General features: G+C 71.5%; 11 protein-coding genes. 5 read left to right on the top strand and 6 right to left on the bottom strand.

The genetic code is table 11. The features are described 5' to 3' along the window. Positions 1–9: 9 nt before the first annotated feature. Complete coding sequence (locus ACLBX8_RS02980; RefSeq protein WP_447714606.1) at positions 10–1,740, bottom strand: methyl-accepting chemotaxis protein; 1,731 nt, start codon at positions 1,738–1,740, stop codon at positions 10–12. Between the two features lie 894 nt (positions 1,741–2,634). Here ACLBX8_RS02980 and ACLBX8_RS02975 point away from each other — a divergent pair. Together ACLBX8_RS02975 and ACLBX8_RS02970 are read left to right on the top strand one after the other, a co-directional pair. Next, positions 2,635–2,820 carry a hypothetical protein gene (locus tag ACLBX8_RS02975; RefSeq protein WP_132366249.1) on the top strand — a complete coding sequence of 62 codons (186 nt, stop codon included), beginning with the start codon at positions 2,635–2,637 and terminating at the stop codon, positions 2,818–2,820. 215 nt (positions 2,821–3,035) lie between these two features. Further along, positions 3,036–3,755: an HWE histidine kinase domain-containing protein gene (locus ACLBX8_RS02970; RefSeq protein ID WP_447697863.1), complete on the top strand. Its 720-nt coding sequence runs from the start codon at positions 3,036–3,038 to the stop codon at positions 3,753–3,755. Between the two features lie 25 nt (positions 3,756–3,780). On the opposite strand, the gene ACLBX8_RS02965 is transcribed toward ACLBX8_RS02970, so the two are convergent. Both ACLBX8_RS02965 and pucL read right to left on the bottom strand, forming a co-directional pair. Further along, entirely contained in the window at positions 3,781–5,265 is a 1,485-nt protein-coding gene (locus tag ACLBX8_RS02965; RefSeq protein WP_447697862.1) for a methyl-accepting chemotaxis protein, read from the bottom strand. A gap of 413 nt (positions 5,266–5,678) precedes the next feature. Continuing rightward, on the bottom strand, positions 5,679–6,521 hold the full coding sequence (gene pucL / locus ACLBX8_RS02960) for a factor-independent urate hydroxylase (RefSeq protein WP_447714605.1): 843 nt from the start codon (positions 6,519–6,521) through the stop codon (positions 5,679–5,681). Between the two features lie 173 nt (positions 6,522–6,694). Between pucL and ACLBX8_RS02955 the strand changes: the two genes are divergently transcribed. The 3 genes from ACLBX8_RS02955 to ACLBX8_RS02945 are packed head-to-tail and all read left to right on the top strand — an operon-like array spanning position 6,695 to position 11,606. Next, on the top strand, positions 6,695–7,534 hold the full coding sequence (locus ACLBX8_RS02955) for an FAD binding domain-containing protein (protein WP_447714604.1): 840 nt from the start codon (positions 6,695–6,697) through the stop codon (positions 7,532–7,534). Beyond that, entirely contained in the window at positions 7,531–10,266 is a 2,736-nt protein-coding gene (locus ACLBX8_RS02950) for a molybdopterin-dependent oxidoreductase (protein ID WP_447714603.1), read from the top strand. Before ACLBX8_RS02955 ends, ACLBX8_RS02950 begins: the two co-directional genes overlap by 4 nt. Further along, entirely contained in the window at positions 10,266–11,606 is a 1,341-nt protein-coding gene (locus ACLBX8_RS02945) for an NCS2 family permease (RefSeq protein ID WP_447714602.1), read from the top strand. The genes ACLBX8_RS02950 and ACLBX8_RS02945 overlap by 1 nt, the downstream gene beginning before the upstream one ends. A gap of 16 nt (positions 11,607–11,622) precedes the next feature. Here the strand turns inward: ACLBX8_RS02945 and ACLBX8_RS02940 are convergent, their stop codons facing one another. The 3 genes from ACLBX8_RS02940 to ACLBX8_RS02930 are packed head-to-tail and all read right to left on the bottom strand — an operon-like array spanning position 11,623 to position 15,557. Beyond that, positions 11,623–12,069 (bottom strand): PTS sugar transporter subunit IIA, encoded by a 447-nt coding sequence (locus tag ACLBX8_RS02940; protein ID WP_447697858.1) that lies wholly within the window; start codon positions 12,067–12,069, stop codon positions 11,623–11,625. 45 nt (positions 12,070–12,114) lie between these two features. Further along, the gene (locus ACLBX8_RS02935; protein WP_447697857.1) at positions 12,115–12,843 is read right to left on the bottom strand and encodes a response regulator; all 729 of its coding nucleotides are present in this window, start codon (positions 12,841–12,843) and stop codon (positions 12,115–12,117) included. Beyond that, positions 12,840–15,557 (bottom strand): ATP-binding protein, encoded by a 2,718-nt coding sequence (locus tag ACLBX8_RS02930; RefSeq protein WP_447697856.1) that lies wholly within the window; start codon positions 15,555–15,557, stop codon positions 12,840–12,842. Before ACLBX8_RS02930 ends, ACLBX8_RS02935 begins: the two co-directional genes overlap by 4 nt. Positions 15,558–15,601 lie beyond the last annotated feature (44 nt).

Below are 15,601 nucleotides of genomic sequence, written 5' to 3'. Positions count from 1 at the left end.
GGCCCCGCCTCACGCCGCACGGAGGCTCTCCAGGAGGCCAGCGAGCGCCTCGCCGAGACGGGCGGCGTCCTGGGTCAGGCCGTCGGCCGCGGTCAACACGGCCGTCGTCGTGGGCTCGGCCGCCCCGGGAATCTCGGCGACGCCCGCGCCCTCCGCGTCGAACCCCTCGGTACCGTCGGTCGCCTCCGCGATGGCCGTCACGATCTCCCGCGCGGTCGCACCCTGCCGCTCCACGGACTCGACGATGGCGTTCGCCGCGCGGCTCATGTCCTCGACCCGCGCCGTGATGCCCGCGATCGCCGACACCGCCGCGTCGGTCGAGCCTCGGATCTCGGAGACGTGCTGGCCGATGATCTCGGTGGCTTCCCTGGTCTGCGCGGCCAGGGCCTTCACTTCTGAGGCGACCACCGCGAAGCCGCGGCCCGCGTCGCCGGCCCGGGCGGCCTCGATCGTGGCGTTGAGGGCCAGCAGGTTCGTCTGTGCGGCGATTTTGGCGATGAGGCGGACCGCGTCGCCGATCCGGTCGACGGCGCTGCTCAGCGCCTGAACGCGGGCGGTCGTCCGGGCCGCGTCCGCCGCGGCGCTTCCGGCCAGGGTCGCGGTGGCCTCGGCCTGCGCCCCGACCTCTTCGACCGCCGCGCCGATCGTCTCGGCAGAGACGGTGATCTGCCGGACCTTTGATCGCGTCTGCGCGAGCGCGGCGCCCAACGTGGTCGATCGAACCGCTCGATCGCGGATCGCTTGGCCGACGTCGTCGGCGGTGACGCGCAGTGCCGCGGCGGTCGAAGACACGGCCTCGACCATGCCACCGATCGTGGTCTCGACCCGCTCGGTCGCGTGCTCGATCACGGCGCGGCGCTGCTCGCTCTGAGCGCGCGACCGATCGGCCTCCGCGTCCCGCAACACGGCCTGCCGCAGCGTTTCCTGAACAGCTCTCGTCGCTGCCGCCATGACGCCGAGTTCGGTGCAGCCCGCTGCCGCCGGGACCGCGACGGTGAGATCGTGGTCGGTCAGTCGCTGCATGGCGGAGGCCAGCGCTGTCATCGGCTGCCCGACGCCGCGCAGGAGGGCGTGCACCAGGACCAGGGCAGCCAGCGCAGCGGCGGACAAGCCGGCCACGAGGCTCGGGCGCAAGGTCGAGCCGGCGGCGTCGACAGCTCCGAGTTGCCCGGTGACCGCGGCGTCGCGGTCGGTCAGCAGCGCGTCGATACCGCGTGCGACGGCTGCCGCGTCGGCCGGAAGAGCCGACGTCCGCACCCTGTCGGCGAGATCGCGTTCCCCAGCCCTCTCGAGGGCGGCCGCCTCCGCCTCCACGGCGAGGAAATGCTGCCACGCGTCCCACAGACCGCGAGCGCGCTCCCGCTCGTCCGCCGTCCTGATCGTCGGCACATAGGTGGTCCAGGTCTTGAGGAATGCCTCGTGCGCCGCGGTTGTCCAATCGATGTCCTGCTGAGGGCCAGCCTCGGACGATACGGCGCGCGCGGGACGTTCCGACGCACCGAGCTCCTGTGTCCGCTGCTTCATGGTGCCGAGAGCCCGGACAGCCCCGATCTCCTGAGCCAGAGTGCGGCTGGCAGCGTCGATCGCGCCGACCTGCAATAGCAGGACGTAGACAATTCCAAATGTGAGCGAGGTCATCGACCCTGCGAAGACGATCACGATCGTTCTGAAACGCAGGGTGCAGCGATGGGTTGTTCGAATAATGAATGGCACCACAATCCTGACCCTAGGAAGGATCACCAGGGTGCGTCTATTTTACGGACCGGGAAAAATCAATTGCCTTCAATGGGCCAAAAAATGCGTCAAAATTTTTGAAATTTCGATTCGAACCTCGGTTAAGCTGGATCATATGCTTATATCGGCAGACTTATAATTTGCACGAGCAAACTATATAAGACAAATATCGGAATGGCGAGCGAGATGGCGATGCATTATTGTAGGGGAAGCTGCTAGGCGTCCGATTCTGTCGCTGCCGGAGAGTCGCGCGGCCGCGCCCGTCAGTGAGCTTCAGGACCGGCTCGATACAGGCCGACGCGCGGGCCATGGCTCGCCTCCGGGCGGGCTGCTCGGAGGGCATATCGCAGCCGAGACGATCGCCGGGCGACGCGGCGACGGAGCCTCGGTCAGAGCGGCTTGGCCTGCCGTGCCCGCATCCACAGCAGGCCGGCGATGCCCATCCAGGGACAGACGAAGACGATGAAGGCGACCAGCCCCATGACGACCTCCCGACAGCGTGCGGCGGACCTCAGGAAACGCTCGTGGTTTTTGCCGGATCCCTCTGATCGGACATGGCCCGGGCTTGGCGCGCCATGGCAATCAGCTCGGAGGCCGTGAGACCGCGCGGCGGCGGCGGTTCAGGCAGGTCGGCCAGTCCCGGCGAACGCGGTGCCGGCGGAAGGGTAGCCGCGCGCCCGGGCCAGAGCCGCTTCAGCCGTCCTGCCTTCCGCAAGCTTTGTCCCGCCACGCATCCGTCTCCCGCACATCGAAGTCCGGCCACGGGTAGGCGACCGGGGCAGGGATGGTTAGCCGAACCGAAACAAGGGTCGGACTCCGGCCCGGCGTGGGGCGTATGCGAGGCCCCCTGGGCGGGCGCGTCCGCCGCCCTACCGTTGGCGTTTTCCGGATCGCCGGCGGATGGTGCAGGTCGAACCGGGCCCGACGACGCTCGGATCCTGCCGAAACCGCCATCCGGCATTCGGCCGGCTCGGGATGATCGCGAACGTCGACGCGGCCGGATTGTCGCTCGGGGTGATCAAGGCCGAAGCTTTGCGTGCGGCTCGGAGGTGCTTCGTCGAAGATCGGCCTCTGGTCAGAACGTAGCCTGAATCCTGGACGAATGATCGCCGGTATTGGCTGACAGCATCTCGGAACTCGATGATCGCTCCGCGGTGGGGCGTGTTCAGGTCAGACGGGCACGAGCCGGCACTTCCCGCCCGGTACAGCGAAAATCTCCGGTCTGTGATGCTGGCGCAGGTCCGCGATACGTTATGTGAGCTGAACGGAACCTCCCGGCTTTCGGCGCTGAGAGAGCGAACATGGCAGAGCCTCAAGCAATGGCCGCGCGCGTCGCGCACCTCGAAGCGGACAACGCCCGTCTTCGCCGCCTCCTAGACGAGTCCGGGACACCGGACGGTCTGCGTCACGGCTTGCGCGACACGCTGGCGATGCTGCGGGCGGTCCTGCGTCTCTCGGCCGAGACCGCCGAGACCGTCGACGGCTACGCGACGCATCTCGAAGGTCGGCTGGACGCCATCGCGCGCGTGCGGGTCGCGGCAGACACGTTCGGCGAGGTCAGCCTGCACACGCTCATCTCCGACGAGCTGATGATCCACCTGATCCGCGAAGGCGAGCAGGCGACGCTGGCGGGGCCGACCGTGCGCCTCCGGCCGAAGGCCGCGCAACTCATGGCCCTCGCGGTCCACGAACTCTGCAGCAACGCGATCGAGCACGGTGCCTTCGGTCTCTCGAAGGGCGGTGTCGACGTCACCTGGGTCGTCGCCGGCGCCGGGGCGAGCCCGCCCGGCGACATGACGCTCGTCTGGAAGGAATCGGGAGGGTCAGGCGTCGCGCAGCCGAGCCGGCGCGGCTTCGGCATGCAGGTGCTCACCGAGATGCTGAGCTACGAGCTGCGGGCAACCGTCGCGCTCGCCTTCGAGCCCGACGGCCTGCGCTGCACGGTCACCTGCCCGCTGATCCCCCGGATCGGGCGCTTGGTCGAAGACGAGCGCGCGGACGAAGGCGGCGATCCGGGCTGACCCGGCGGCGACCGCCCGGATCGCCTCAGCCGAAAGCCCGCGCGGTCTCCCGGACCTGCCGCGTCGCGCGGTCGGCACGGCCGCTCGCCCGCGCGATCGTGGTCATCCCGCCGGAGATCGCGGAGACGTCCTGTGCGGCGGTCTGCATGGTGCCCGACATCTCGCGCATCACCGCGGATTGCTCCTCCACGGCCGCCGCGATGGTCGACGAGGCCGCGTCCAGGGCCCGGATCGTGCCCTGGATCGTGTCGATGGCGTCGACGGCCTCCCGGGTCGCCGCCTGCGTCGAGGCGATTTGCTGGCGGATCTGTTCCGTCGCGCGCCCCGTCTGCGCGGCCAGGGTCTTCACCTCCGACGCCACCACCGCGAAGCCGCGACCGGCCTCGCCGGCACGGGCCGCCTCGATGGTGGCGTTGAGCGCGAGCAGGTTGGTCTGCGCGGCGATGCCGGCGATGAGGCTCAGCACCGCGCCGATCTGCGCGGCCTGGTCGCTGAGGCCGGTCACGATCCGGCCGGTGCGCTGTGCCTGCTCCACGGCCTGCCCGGCCATCTCGGCGGCGTGGCTCACCTGCTGGCTGATCTCATCCACCGAAGCCGACAGCTGCTCCGCGCCGGTGGCCACCGAGCGGATGTCGCCGGACACGCGGTGCACGCGCGTGACCGCCGCGTCGGCCTGGCGCGTCACATCCGCCACGGCGTCGCCGATGGCGTCCAGCTCGGCGCCGATGGCGCTCTGCGCGGCGGCGCGCTGCTGCCGCTCGTGGACCTGGGCGGTGATGTCGGTGGCGAACTTGACGACCCGGACGGGCCGTCCATCCGCGTCCGTGATCGGATTGTAGGTCGCCTGGATCCAGACTTCCCGGCCGCCCTTGCCGGTGCGGCTGAACACGCCGGACTGATACTCCCCGCGCGCCAGGGCGGCCCAGAACAGCCGGTAAGCCTCGCTGGCGCGCTCCGCCTCGCCGACGAACAGGCTGTGATGCCGCCCCACGATCTCGTCGAGCCGATAGCCCACCGCGTCGAGGAAGTTCGCGTTGGCGGTGAGGATCGTGCCGTCGAGCGCGAAGGCGATCACCGCCTGCGAGCGGTGTAGCGCGCTGATCTGCCCTTCCAGATCGAGGGCGCGGAGCTTCTGGGCGGTGATGTCGGTGGCGAACTTGACGATCTTGACCGGTCCGCCGCGCGCGTCGAGCACCGGGTTGTAGGAGGCCTGGATCCAGACCTCCCGCCCGCCCTTGGCGAGCCGCTTGTACTCGGCGCTGGCGAAGGTGCCGCGCCGCAGCTTGTCCCAGAATTCCCTATAGGCCTCGCTCTCCCGCTCGGCCGGCGGGACGAACAGGCTGTGATGCCGGCCGCGGATCTCCTCGAGCGCGTAGCCCATGGCTTCCAGGAAGTTCGGATTGGCGTCGAGGATCGTGCCGTCCAGCGCGAACTCGATGGTGGCGAGGGACCGGCTCAACGCCGCGAGTTTGGCCGCGTGATCCCTCCCAGCCAGAACGCCCTCGAACATCGATTTCTCCGCATTCTGGGATGAGGGTGCGGCCGAAGCGCGCACCGAGCCGGTCGGATCAAGAATTTCTTGATCGAGATCAATTTTTATTGCGACGGGCGACATCATAAATCTGTCGATGCCCGGCTCTAGCGCGGGCTTCGATAATGGGATGCCGTTGCGCGGCGGTTAAAATGGTTCGCTTTGCTCGAGATATTCGCGGTGAGCCACTAAATGCACAGTCCCACTTAATGAAAAGCCATGGGACAGCATAGATCAAGGGCGAGACTATCTTGCGTTGTGCGTCGCCCGCGTTTGCCCGCCCCTTGCCAGCCTGCGGTTGTAGGATTGCACCGCTGATCCACAGCCCACCGATCGACGCGGCGCGCGATGATGCGTGGGGAATCTGGGAAGGGCGTCGCGGCGCGGACTGATCAGCCTGTCCGGCCGATGGTCGCCTCGATCCGGCCGTAGGGCTCGTCGGTCGGCAGAAAGACAACGCCCGGGTTGTCGAGGCCGAACGGTGTCAGGTCGATCGGCAGGTAGTGCTTGTTGGGCATGACGAAGCCGATCTCGGCCAGTTCCTGGACGGCGGCCAGGGCGGCCTCGCCCATCCGGTACATGCTGTCCTGGATCCCGCGGCTGTAGGTGGTGCCGAAGACGGTCAACAGCGTCGCGAGAATGCGAGCGTTGGTTCCGGCGTAATCGTGCGGCGCCGAGGCCCAGGTCCAGGTCGCGTCCATGCTGGTCGCGGCGATGCGGTCGGTCGTGTCGGGCAGGGTCCGGTACTGGTCCGCCACGAACCCCGTCCAGCCCGATTGCGTGGTCTTCATGAAGGTGTAGCCGCGCAATCCGGAGCGCAGGGTCGACCGGGTCCGGTCGGCGGTGAGCCCCACGTAGCCGGCGCCGTTCCCGTCGCGCGTGAAGGTGTGGCCGTGCGGCGCGTCGGCGATCGCGTGGCGGAGCCAGCGGACTTCCTCCGCGTCGATCGTGACGGTCTCGACCTGCGGGTAGGTCTCGAGCAGCACCCGCGCGACCGCGGCGACGAACCCCTCGGCGTCGAGCCCGAGATGCCGCGCCGCCGTCACGTTGACGATGTTCCGGATGCTGTCCGTGGCGATGGAGGCGCGGTTGTCACCTTCTGTCCAGGCCGCCTCGAAGCGCCCGGTCAGCATCACCGACAGGGTCAGCTCGCGCGGCGTGTGGTGGTCGCCGTCGCGGGCGAGGCGCAGCACGCGAACCCGTTCCTTGCCGTACCGCGATGCCGTCAGGGCCATGGGGATCTCCGATCCGGACCGCCGCCGGCCATCTCACGCAAATCTGATTCATCCTAGGCCGACGCACGTGGGGGCGCCAAGGTTCGAAGTTGCCGGCGCGGCTTGACCGGGGCCCGATTAGAACCGGCATAGTGTCGGGCCGGGTCGAACCGGCCTCGGACCGGCGAGCGGGCATGGACCTCAACACGATCGAGACCGTCGTCCGGCCGCAGAGTCGGACCGAGCTTCCCGCCTGGGCGGACGGCGATGCCTGCCTGGGAGGCGGGACGTGGCTGTTCTCCGAGCCGCAGGTCGGGATGCGGCGCCTCGTCGACCTCGCGGCGCTCGGATGGCCACCGCACGCGGTCGACGCGGAGGGCCTGACCCTCGCGGCGACCTGCACCATCGCCCAGCTCGACCGGCTGGAACTGCCGCCGGGATGGAACGCGGCGCCGCTGGTCGGCCAGTGCTGCCGCGCGCTGCTCGGCTCCTTCAAGATCTGGAACGTGGCCACGGTCGGCGGCAACGTCTGCCTCGCCCTCCCGGCCGGGCCGATGATCGCCCTCGCGACGGCCCTCGACGCGACCTGCACGATCTGGTCCGCCGACGGGGCCGAGCGGGAACTCCCGATCCTCGACTTCGTCCTCGCGCCGCAGCGGAACGCCCTGGCACCGGGCGAGATCCTGCGGAGCCTGTCGATGCCGGCCGCGGCGCTCGCGCGTCGCACGGCCTTCCGCCGCATCAGCCTCAGCCCGAACGGGCGCTCCGGCGCGCTGCTGATCGGGACGCGCGGCGCGGACGGCGCCTTCGCGCTCACGGTCACGGCCTCCGTCAAACGCCCGCTCCGCCTCGCCTTCGACGGTCTGCCGGATCCGGCCGCGCTGATGCGGGCGCTGGACGAGGCGATCCCGGACGCGCTCTACCACGACGATGTCCACGGGCGGCCCGACTGGCGCCGCCACATGACCCGGCACTTCGCCGAGGAGATCCGCGGGTCGCTCGACGCGGCGCCGTCGCCGGGAGCCGCGTCATGAAGCTCACGATCAACGGTGCCGCGCACGAGGGCGCGCCGAGAGCCGGGCAGTGCCTCCGGACCTACTTGCGCGAGGCCGGCTGGTTCGGCGTCAAGAAGGGCTGCGACGCCGGCGATTGCGGCGCCTGCACGGTCCATCTCGACGGCGAGCCCGTGCACAGCTGCCTAGTACCGGCCTTCCGCGCCGAGGGACGGAGCGTGACCACGATCGAGGGGCTGGCCGGTCCCTGCCGCGCCGACGCGGCCGAGCCGGCGGCGTTCCACCCGATGCAGGAAGCCTTCCTGGCGGCCCAGGGCTTCCAGTGCGGCTTCTGCACGCCCGGCATGATCATGACCGCGGCGAGCCTCGACCAGGGTCAGAAGCAGGATCTCGGCGCCGCCCTCAAGGGCAATCTCTGCCGCTGCACCGGCTACCGCGCCGTGCGCGAGGCCATCGCGGCCAGCGCACGCTCGGTCGACAGCTGCGGCTGCGGCGATCCCGTGGGCCGCAACCTCGCGGCACTGGCCGCGCCGCTGGTCGTGTCCGGACGCGCCCGCTTCACGATGGACGCGCCGCTCGGCGACACGCTCCACCTCAAGGTGCTGCGCTCGCCGCACGCCCATGCCCGGATCGTCGCGATCGACGCGACGGCCGCCCGCGCCGTCCCGGGCGTCGTGGCCGTGCTGACCCACGCCGACGCGCCGACGCGCCGATTCTCGACCGCGCGCCACGAGGACCCGCGCGACGACGCCTCCGACACGCGGGTCCTCGACCCGACCCTGCGGTTCGTCGGGCAGCGCGTCGCCGCCGTGGTGGCGGAGACGGAGGCCGCCGCCGAGGCCGGATGCCGCGCCCTGCGGGTGACCTACCAGGTGCGCCCGGCGCTCCTCGATCCGGAGCGCGCCCTCGACTCCGACGCACCCCGCGTCCACGATCCCCGTGACTGCCCGGGTGAGGACGCGCCGCCCCTCGAACAGCACCCCAACCTCGCCGGCGAGGTGCACGGCGCGGTCGGCGACGTGGCGGCGGGCCTCGCCGAGGCCGATTTCGTCTACGCCGGGACGTTCCGGTCGCAGCGCGTCCAGCACGCCGCCATGGAGACCCACGGCTGCATCGGCTGGCGCGCCGAGGACGGCCGCCTGACGCTGCGCACCAGCACCCAGGTGCCGTTCCTGACCCGGGACGCGCTGGCGGACCTGTTCGGCCTCGAGAAGGACGCGGTGCGCGTCGTCTGCGCGCGGGTCGGGGGCGGCTTCGGCGGCAAGCAGGAGATGCTGACCGAGGATCTCGTGGCCCTGGCGGTCCTGCACACGGGGCGGCCGGTGCGCTGGGAGCTGACCCGCCGGGAGCAGTTCGTCGGGACGACGACGCGCCACCCGATGCGGGTGGACGTGAAGGTCGGCGCCCGCCGCGACGGCACCCTCACGGCGCTGAGCCTCGACGTCCTGTCCGACACCGGCGCCTACGGGAACCACGCGGGCGGCGTGATCCACCACGCCTGCCACGAGGTGCTGGCCGCCTATGTCTGCCCGAACAAGCAGGTGAGCGGCCGCGCCGTCTACACCCACACGGTGCCGGCGGGGGCCTTCCGCGGCTACGGGTTGAGCCAGACGATCTTCGCGCTGGAATCCGCCCTGGACGAGGTCGCCCGCGAACTCGGCATTGACCCGTTCGCCCTGAGGCGGCGCAACGCCGTCAAGCCGGGCGACGCCATGGTGTCGAACAGCCTGGAACCGCACGACGTGATCTTCGGCAGCTACGGGCTCGACCAGTGCCTCACCCTGGTCGAGGACGCGCTGCGGTCCGATCCGGGGCCCGAGCCCGAGCCCGGCTGGCGCGCCGGGACCGGCATGGCGATGGCGATGATCGACACGATCCCGCCGCGCGGCCACCACGCCGACGCGCGGGTCAGCCTGGACGCCGACGGGCACTTCACCGTGCGCGTCGGGACGGCCGAGTTCGGCAACGGCACCAGCACGGTGCATCGGCAGATCGCGGCCTCGGCGCTCGGCGCCGCGCCGGAGCGTGTCCGCGTCGCGGGCGCGGACACGGATATCGTCGGGCACGACACCGGCGCCTACGGGAGCACCGGCACGGTGGTGGCGGGCCTGGCGACGATGCGCGCCGCCGAGGCGCTCGCGCTCCGGATCCGCGCGCGGGCCGCCGAGATCGCGGGCGCGACCCCGGAATCCTGCCGCCTCGACGGGGAGCAGGTCGAGACGCCGGCCGGACCGGTCACGCTGGCGGCGATCGGTCCCCTGGACGCGACCGGCCGGGCCGACGGCAGCCCGCGCTCGGTGGCGTTCAACGTCCACGCCTTCCGGGTGGCGGTCGACCCGGTGAGCGGCGCGGTGCGGATCCTCAGGAGCGTCCACGCCGCCGATGCCGGGCGGGTGATCAACCCGATGCAGTGCCGCGGTCAGGTCGAGGGCGGTATCGCGCAGGCGCTCGGCGCGGCGCTCTACGAGGACGTCCAAGTCGCCGCGGACGGGAGCCTCATCACGCAGACGTTCCGCGACTACCACATCCCCGCCTGCGCCGACGTGCCCGACACCGAGGTCCTGTTCGCCGACACGCACGACAGCGTCGGCCCGCTCGGCGCCAAGTCGATGAGCGAGTCGCCGTTCAACCCGGTGGCGGCGGCGCTCGGCAACGCCATCCGGGACGCGACCGGGGCTCGCCTGACCGCGACCCCCTTCGCGCCGGACAGGATCTACCGGGCCGTGGCGGCCGGCCGGGCGGGGCTCGCGTGATGGATCGCGCGCGGGACGCGGTGCCGGCGGCGAGGCCCGGCCTCCTGGAACGCACCTTCCGCCTCGCCGAGCACGGCACCAGCGTACGCACGGAGGTGCTCGCGGGGCTGACCACCTTCCTGACGATGGCCTACATCGTCTTCATCAACCCGAGCATCCTCGGGGATGCCGGCATGCCCCGGGGCGCGGTTTTCGTGGCGACCTGCCTCGTGGCGGCGCTCGGCTCGATGATCATGGCGCTCTGGGCCAATTACCCGATCGCCCTCGCGCCCGGCATGGGGCTCAACGCCTACTTCACCTACGTGGTGGTCCAGCAGCTCGGCTTCAGCTGGCAGGCCGCCCTCGGCGCGGTGTTCATCTCGGGCGTGTGCTTCCTGATCGTCACGCTGACAGGCCTGCGCGCGCTGATCGTCGAGGGGATCCCGCGCTCCATGCGGATCGCCATCACGGTCGGGATCGGCCTGTTCCTGGCGATCATCGCGCTCAAGAACGCCGGCCTCGTCGCGGCGAGCCCGGCGACCTTCGTCACCCTCGGCGACCTGCACAAGCCGGAGGCGATCCTGGCGGTGCTGGGCTTCCTGATGGTGGCCGTCCTCTCCGCCCGGAAGGTGCGGGCGGCACTGCTGTCGAGCATCCTCGCCGTCACGGCGCTGAGCTTCGTCTTCGCGGGCAACACCTTCCAGGGAATCGTCTCCCTGCCGCCGTCGATCGCCCCGACCCTGTTCGCCCTCGACATCCCGGGTGCCCTCTCGGCGGGCCTGCTCCACGTCATCCTGGTCCTGTTCCTGGTGGAGCTGTTCGACGCCACGGGCACGCTGATGGGCGTGGCGAGCCGGGCCGGACTCCTGACCAATGGGAAGATGCGCCGCCTCGACCGGGCGCTGATGGCCGATTCCGTCTCGGTCTTCGCGGGCTCGCTCCTCGGCACGTCGAGCACGACGGCCTATCTGGAGAGCGCCTCCGGCGTCGAGGAGGGCGGCCGCACCGGGCTCACGGCCGCCACCGTGGCGGTGCTGTTCCTCGCCTGCCTGTTCTTCGCGCCGCTCGCGGGCGCGGTGCCCGCCTACGCCACGGCGCCGGCGCTGTTCTACGTCGCCTGCCTGATGCTGCGCGAGCTGGTCGAACTCGACTGGGACGATATCACCGAGGTCGTGCCGGCCTGCGTCACGGCCCTGCTGATGCCCTTCACCTACTCGATCGCCACCGGCGTCTCCTGCGGGTTCATCACCTACGCGGCGCTGAAGCTGCTGGCGGGCCGCGCCCGGGAGGTGAAGCCGATCGTCTGGGTGATCGCCGCGGTCTTCCTGTTCAAGTTCGTCGAGACCGGCGGCGCGCACTGACGGCCGCGCGGCGCCCTTACCGGCCCGTCGCGGCCGCGTAGAGCGCCGCCGCGTCCCGCGCGGCGCGCATCGCCGCGGCGGCCCCGGGGTCGCGCAGGCGCCGCGCCACGCAGGCCAGCGCGTTCAGCGTCTCGCCCTCGGCGGCGACCGGGAGCAGCAGCAGGACGACGAGGTCCACCGGCCGATCGTCGACCGCGTCGAAATCGATCGGGTCGCGGAGCCGGGCCAGGATCCCGTAGGGGCGCGCGATGCCCTCGAGGCGCGCGTGCGGCAGGGCGATGCCGTCGCCGACCCCGGTCGAGCCCAGGCTCTCGCGCCGGATCAGCGCCGGGAAGATCGTCTCCGCGGCGAGGCCGAGGGCGTTGGCGGCGCGGCGCGCCAGCTCCTCGAGCAGCGCCCCCTTGCCGGCGGCGCGCAGGCCGACGAGCGCGTCGGAGGGCGCGAGGATCCGGTCCACACTCATCGCGCGGGATCGCGGGCGCTGGGACACATCGGGTCGTCCTCGGGATCAGTGGGCGATCGCGCCGCCGACGCCGCGGTGCGGCGGGGTCGGCTCGTCGTCGGGCGCGCGCAGGCGGTAGCCGACGCCGGTCTCGGTGAGCAAGATCCGCGGCCGCTCGGGATCCACCTCCAGCTTCTGGCGGAGCTGGCGCACGTAGACGCGCAGGTATTGCGGGTCGGACGAGGACGGCACGGAGCGCATCAGCTGCGCGTGGGTGAGCACCTTGCCGGCATGCAGGACCAGGACGCGCAGGAAGTCGTACTCGCGCGGCGTCAGCTTCACCTCGGCCTCGTCGACCTTCACGATCCGGCGGACCAGATCGACCGACAGGGTGTCGACGCGGAAGATCGGCCGCTCGCCGCGCGCGGCGAGCTGGTGGCGCATGGCGGCCCGCAGGCGTGCCAGCAGCTCCGCCATGCCGAACGGCTTGGTCACGTAGTCGTTGGCGCCGAGATCGAGCGCCTCGACCTTGCCGCTCTCGTCGTCGCGGCTCGAAAGCACGACGACCGGGAGGTCGGGATGGCTCGATCGAACCGACCGCAGCAGGTCGTGGCCGCGCATGTCGGGCAGGCCGAGATCGAGGATCACGAGGTCGACGCCCTCCCGGCCGAGCAGCGCCAGGGCGGTCCGGGCATCGGGCGCCTCCAGGATCGCGTAGCCCTGCGTGGCCAGGCCCATGCGGAGGAGCTTGCGGATCGGCGGCTCGTCGTCGACGACCAGGATCGTGGGGCTCATGCGGCGATGTCCCTGGGCGCGTTCCGGGCCGGAATCGGCAGGCTGACGGTGAAGCAGGCGCCGCCGCGGTCGGGGCGGTTCTCGGCCGTGACGGTGCCGCCCATCGCCTCGACGAAGCCCCGGGAGATGGCGAGGCCCAGCCCGGTACCGGCCCGGACACGGTCGCCCTTCCGGACACGGTAGAACTTGTCGAAAACCCGCTCGACATCCGCCTCGGGCAGGCCGTCGCCCTCGTCCAGCACGGCGATGCGGACGCGGTCGTCCGCGCGGCGCGCGCGCACCGTCACGGTCGAGCCCTCGGGCGCGTACTTGGCGGCGTTGTCGAGGAGGTTGACCAGGACCTGCTCGAACAGGACCGGGTCGAGCGCCAGCGGCGGCAGGTCGGCCTCGACGTCCACGGCGACGCGGTGTTCGGCAAGGATCTTCTGGGTGCGGCGCAGGGCGGTGTCGACCGTCTCGGCCACGTCCTGCGCGGAGAGGTTCGGCGCCACCGCGCCGGCCTCCAGCCGGGTCATGTCGAGGAGGTTCGCGATGAAGCGGTTGAGCCGCTCCGACTCCTCGATGATCGTCGCCAGCAATTCCGCCTTGGCGTCCGCGGGCAGCGCCGCCTCGAGGTCGCGCAGCGTGCTGGCCGCGCCCAGGACCGAGGCGAGCGGCGTGCGCAGGTCGTGGCTGATCGAGGTGAGCAGCGCCTGGCGCAGGCGGTCGGTCTCGGCCGCGCGCTCGGCCCGGTCGAGATCCTCCACGAGCCGGACCCGCTCGATGGCTAGGGCGCCCATGTCGGCCAGGGCGTCGAGGAGGCGGCGGCCCTCAGGCGACAGGATCGGCCCGATGCCGTCGGAATCGAGGCCGATCACCCCGATCGTCCCGCGTCCGGTCCGCATCGGCAGGAACAGGCGCTTGGCGCCCGGCAGCGTGTCGGCGCCCCGGCCCGCGGGCCGGTCGTTGTCGAAGGCCCACTGCGCGGCCGCGAGATCGGCCTCGTCCAGCATGTCCTCGGGCGGGTAGCCCGTCCGCACCGTGACGGCCTGGCCGTCGGGCAGCAGGAGAACGACGCGCACCTTCAGCATCGCGGCGACCTGGGCGCAGGTGGCCCAGAGCACGTCGTCGAGGGTGCCGCAGGCGGCGAGCTTCCGCGAGAAGCCGAACAGCCGCTCCGTGGCCCGCGCCCGGCCCTGGCTGACCACCGCGACGCGACGCGCGCGGGAGGCGAGGTTCGAGACGAGGACGGCCACCAGGGTGAAGAGCAGGAACGCCGCGACGTTGGTCGGATCGGCGATGGTGAGGGTGTAGACCGGCGGCAGGAAGAAGAAATTGTAGGCGAGCGAGGCCGCCACAACCGAGACGAGGGACGGCCCGAGGCCCCAGCGCACCGCCACCGCCACGACCGCGGTCAGCAGGAACAGGTCGGCGTTCTCGACGCCCGCGTAGGGTTCCGCGACGATGGCCGCGCCGAGGCCCGCGGCGATCGCCGCCAGCGCGATCGCGTAGGGCCGCGCGTCGCGCCCCGGGCGCGGCGCGCTCACCGCCACGGCGCGGCGCGCCGGCTTCTCGTCCGGGACGGCCTCGCCGGGGACGACGTGCACGCTGATGGCGCCGCTGTGCCGCACGAGGTCGTACACCACCGAGCCGTTGACCAGCTCGAAGAGCCACGAGCGGTTCGCCTTGCCGACGACGATGTGGTTCACGTTGGCCGAGCGCGCGTAGTCGAGCACGTCGTCGGCGATCCGGCGCCCGCCCGGCAGGGTGACGGCGTCGCCGCCGAGGCGGTCGGCGAGCCGCAGGGCCTCGGCGATGCGGTCGCGCTCGGCCTCGCTCAGGGCCGCCGCCCGCGCGCCCTCGATGGAGAGCGCCGTCCAGGGGGCGTGCAGGCGGTCGGCCAGACGCTTGGCGTGGCGCACGAGGCCGGCGGAGCGGGGATCCTCGTTCACGCAGACCAGCACGCGCTCGCCCGCCGCCCAGGGACCGGCGATCGCGTTGGCCCGCATGTGGCCGAGCAGCTCGTCGTCGACCCGGTCGGCGGTGCGCCGGAGCGCCAGCTCGCGGAGCGCCGTGAGGTTGCCGCGCGAGAAGTAGTGCTTGAGCGCGCGCTCGGCGTGCGTCGGGACGTAGACCTTGCCGTCCTTCAGGCGCTGGATCAGGTCGTCGGGGTTGAGGTCCACCACCTCGATATCGTCGGCCCGGTCGAGGACGCCGTCCGGCACCGTCTCGCGCACCCGGATGCGGGTGATCGACGCGACCACGTCGTTGAGGCTCTCGACGTGCTGGATGTTGAGCGTCGTCAGGACGTCGATGCCGGCATCGAGCAGCTCCTCGACATCCTGGTAGCGCTTCGGGTGGCGCGAGCCCGGGGCGTTGGTGTGGGCGAGCTCGTCGACCAAGGCGAGGGCCGGCCGGCGCGCCAGCAGGGCGTCGAGGTCCATCTCCTGCAGGACGGTGCCGTGATACGGAACGGAACGGCGGGGGATCGTCTCGAACCCGTCGAGCAGGGCCTCGGTCTCGGCGCGGCCGTGCGTCTCGACGACGCCGACCACGACGTCGAGCCCTGCCTTCAGCCGGGCCCGCCCGACGGTCAGCATCTCGTAGGTCTTGCCGACCCCGGGGGCGGCGCCGAGGAACACCTTGAGCCGGCCGCGCGTCCGCTCCTCCCGGCGCGCCGCTTCGAGCAGGGCGTCGGGGGAGGGGCGGGTCGGGTCGCGGCCGGTCTCGGGCATGATCGCCATCTTAGCAAAACCCCGCGGACAACGCGGGATCGTCG

Source organism: Methylobacterium sp. D48H (assembly GCF_053345715.1).
This window is presented reverse-complemented; position numbering and strand designations above follow the sequence as displayed.

Coding starts and splice junctions, on each gene's coding strand:
- ACLBX8_RS02945 (WP_447714602.1), top strand. CDS start 10,266: ATGGATCGCGCGCGGGACGCGGTGCCGGCGGCGAGGCCCGGCCTCCTG.
- ACLBX8_RS02950 (WP_447714603.1), top strand. CDS start 7,531: ATGAAGCTCACGATCAACGGTGCCGCGCACGAGGGCGCGCCGAGAGCC.
- pucL (WP_447714605.1), bottom strand. CDS start 6,521: ATGGCCCTGACGGCATCGCGGTACGGCAAGGAACGGGTTCGCGTGCTG.
- ACLBX8_RS02965 (WP_447697862.1), bottom strand. CDS start 5,265: ATGTTCGAGGGCGTTCTGGCTGGGAGGGATCACGCGGCCAAACTCGCG.
- ACLBX8_RS02940 (WP_447697858.1), bottom strand. CDS start 12,069: ATGAGTGTGGACCGGATCCTCGCGCCCTCCGACGCGCTCGTCGGCCTG.
- ACLBX8_RS02930 (WP_447697856.1), bottom strand. CDS start 15,557: ATGCCCGAGACCGGCCGCGACCCGACCCGCCCCTCCCCCGACGCCCTG.
- ACLBX8_RS02935 (WP_447697857.1), bottom strand. CDS start 12,843: ATGAGCCCCACGATCCTGGTCGTCGACGACGAGCCGCCGATCCGCAAG.
- ACLBX8_RS02955 (WP_447714604.1), top strand. CDS start 6,695: ATGGACCTCAACACGATCGAGACCGTCGTCCGGCCGCAGAGTCGGACC.
- ACLBX8_RS02975 (WP_132366249.1), top strand. CDS start 2,635: ATGGTGCAGGTCGAACCGGGCCCGACGACGCTCGGATCCTGCCGAAAC.
- ACLBX8_RS02970 (WP_447697863.1), top strand. CDS start 3,036: ATGGCAGAGCCTCAAGCAATGGCCGCGCGCGTCGCGCACCTCGAAGCG.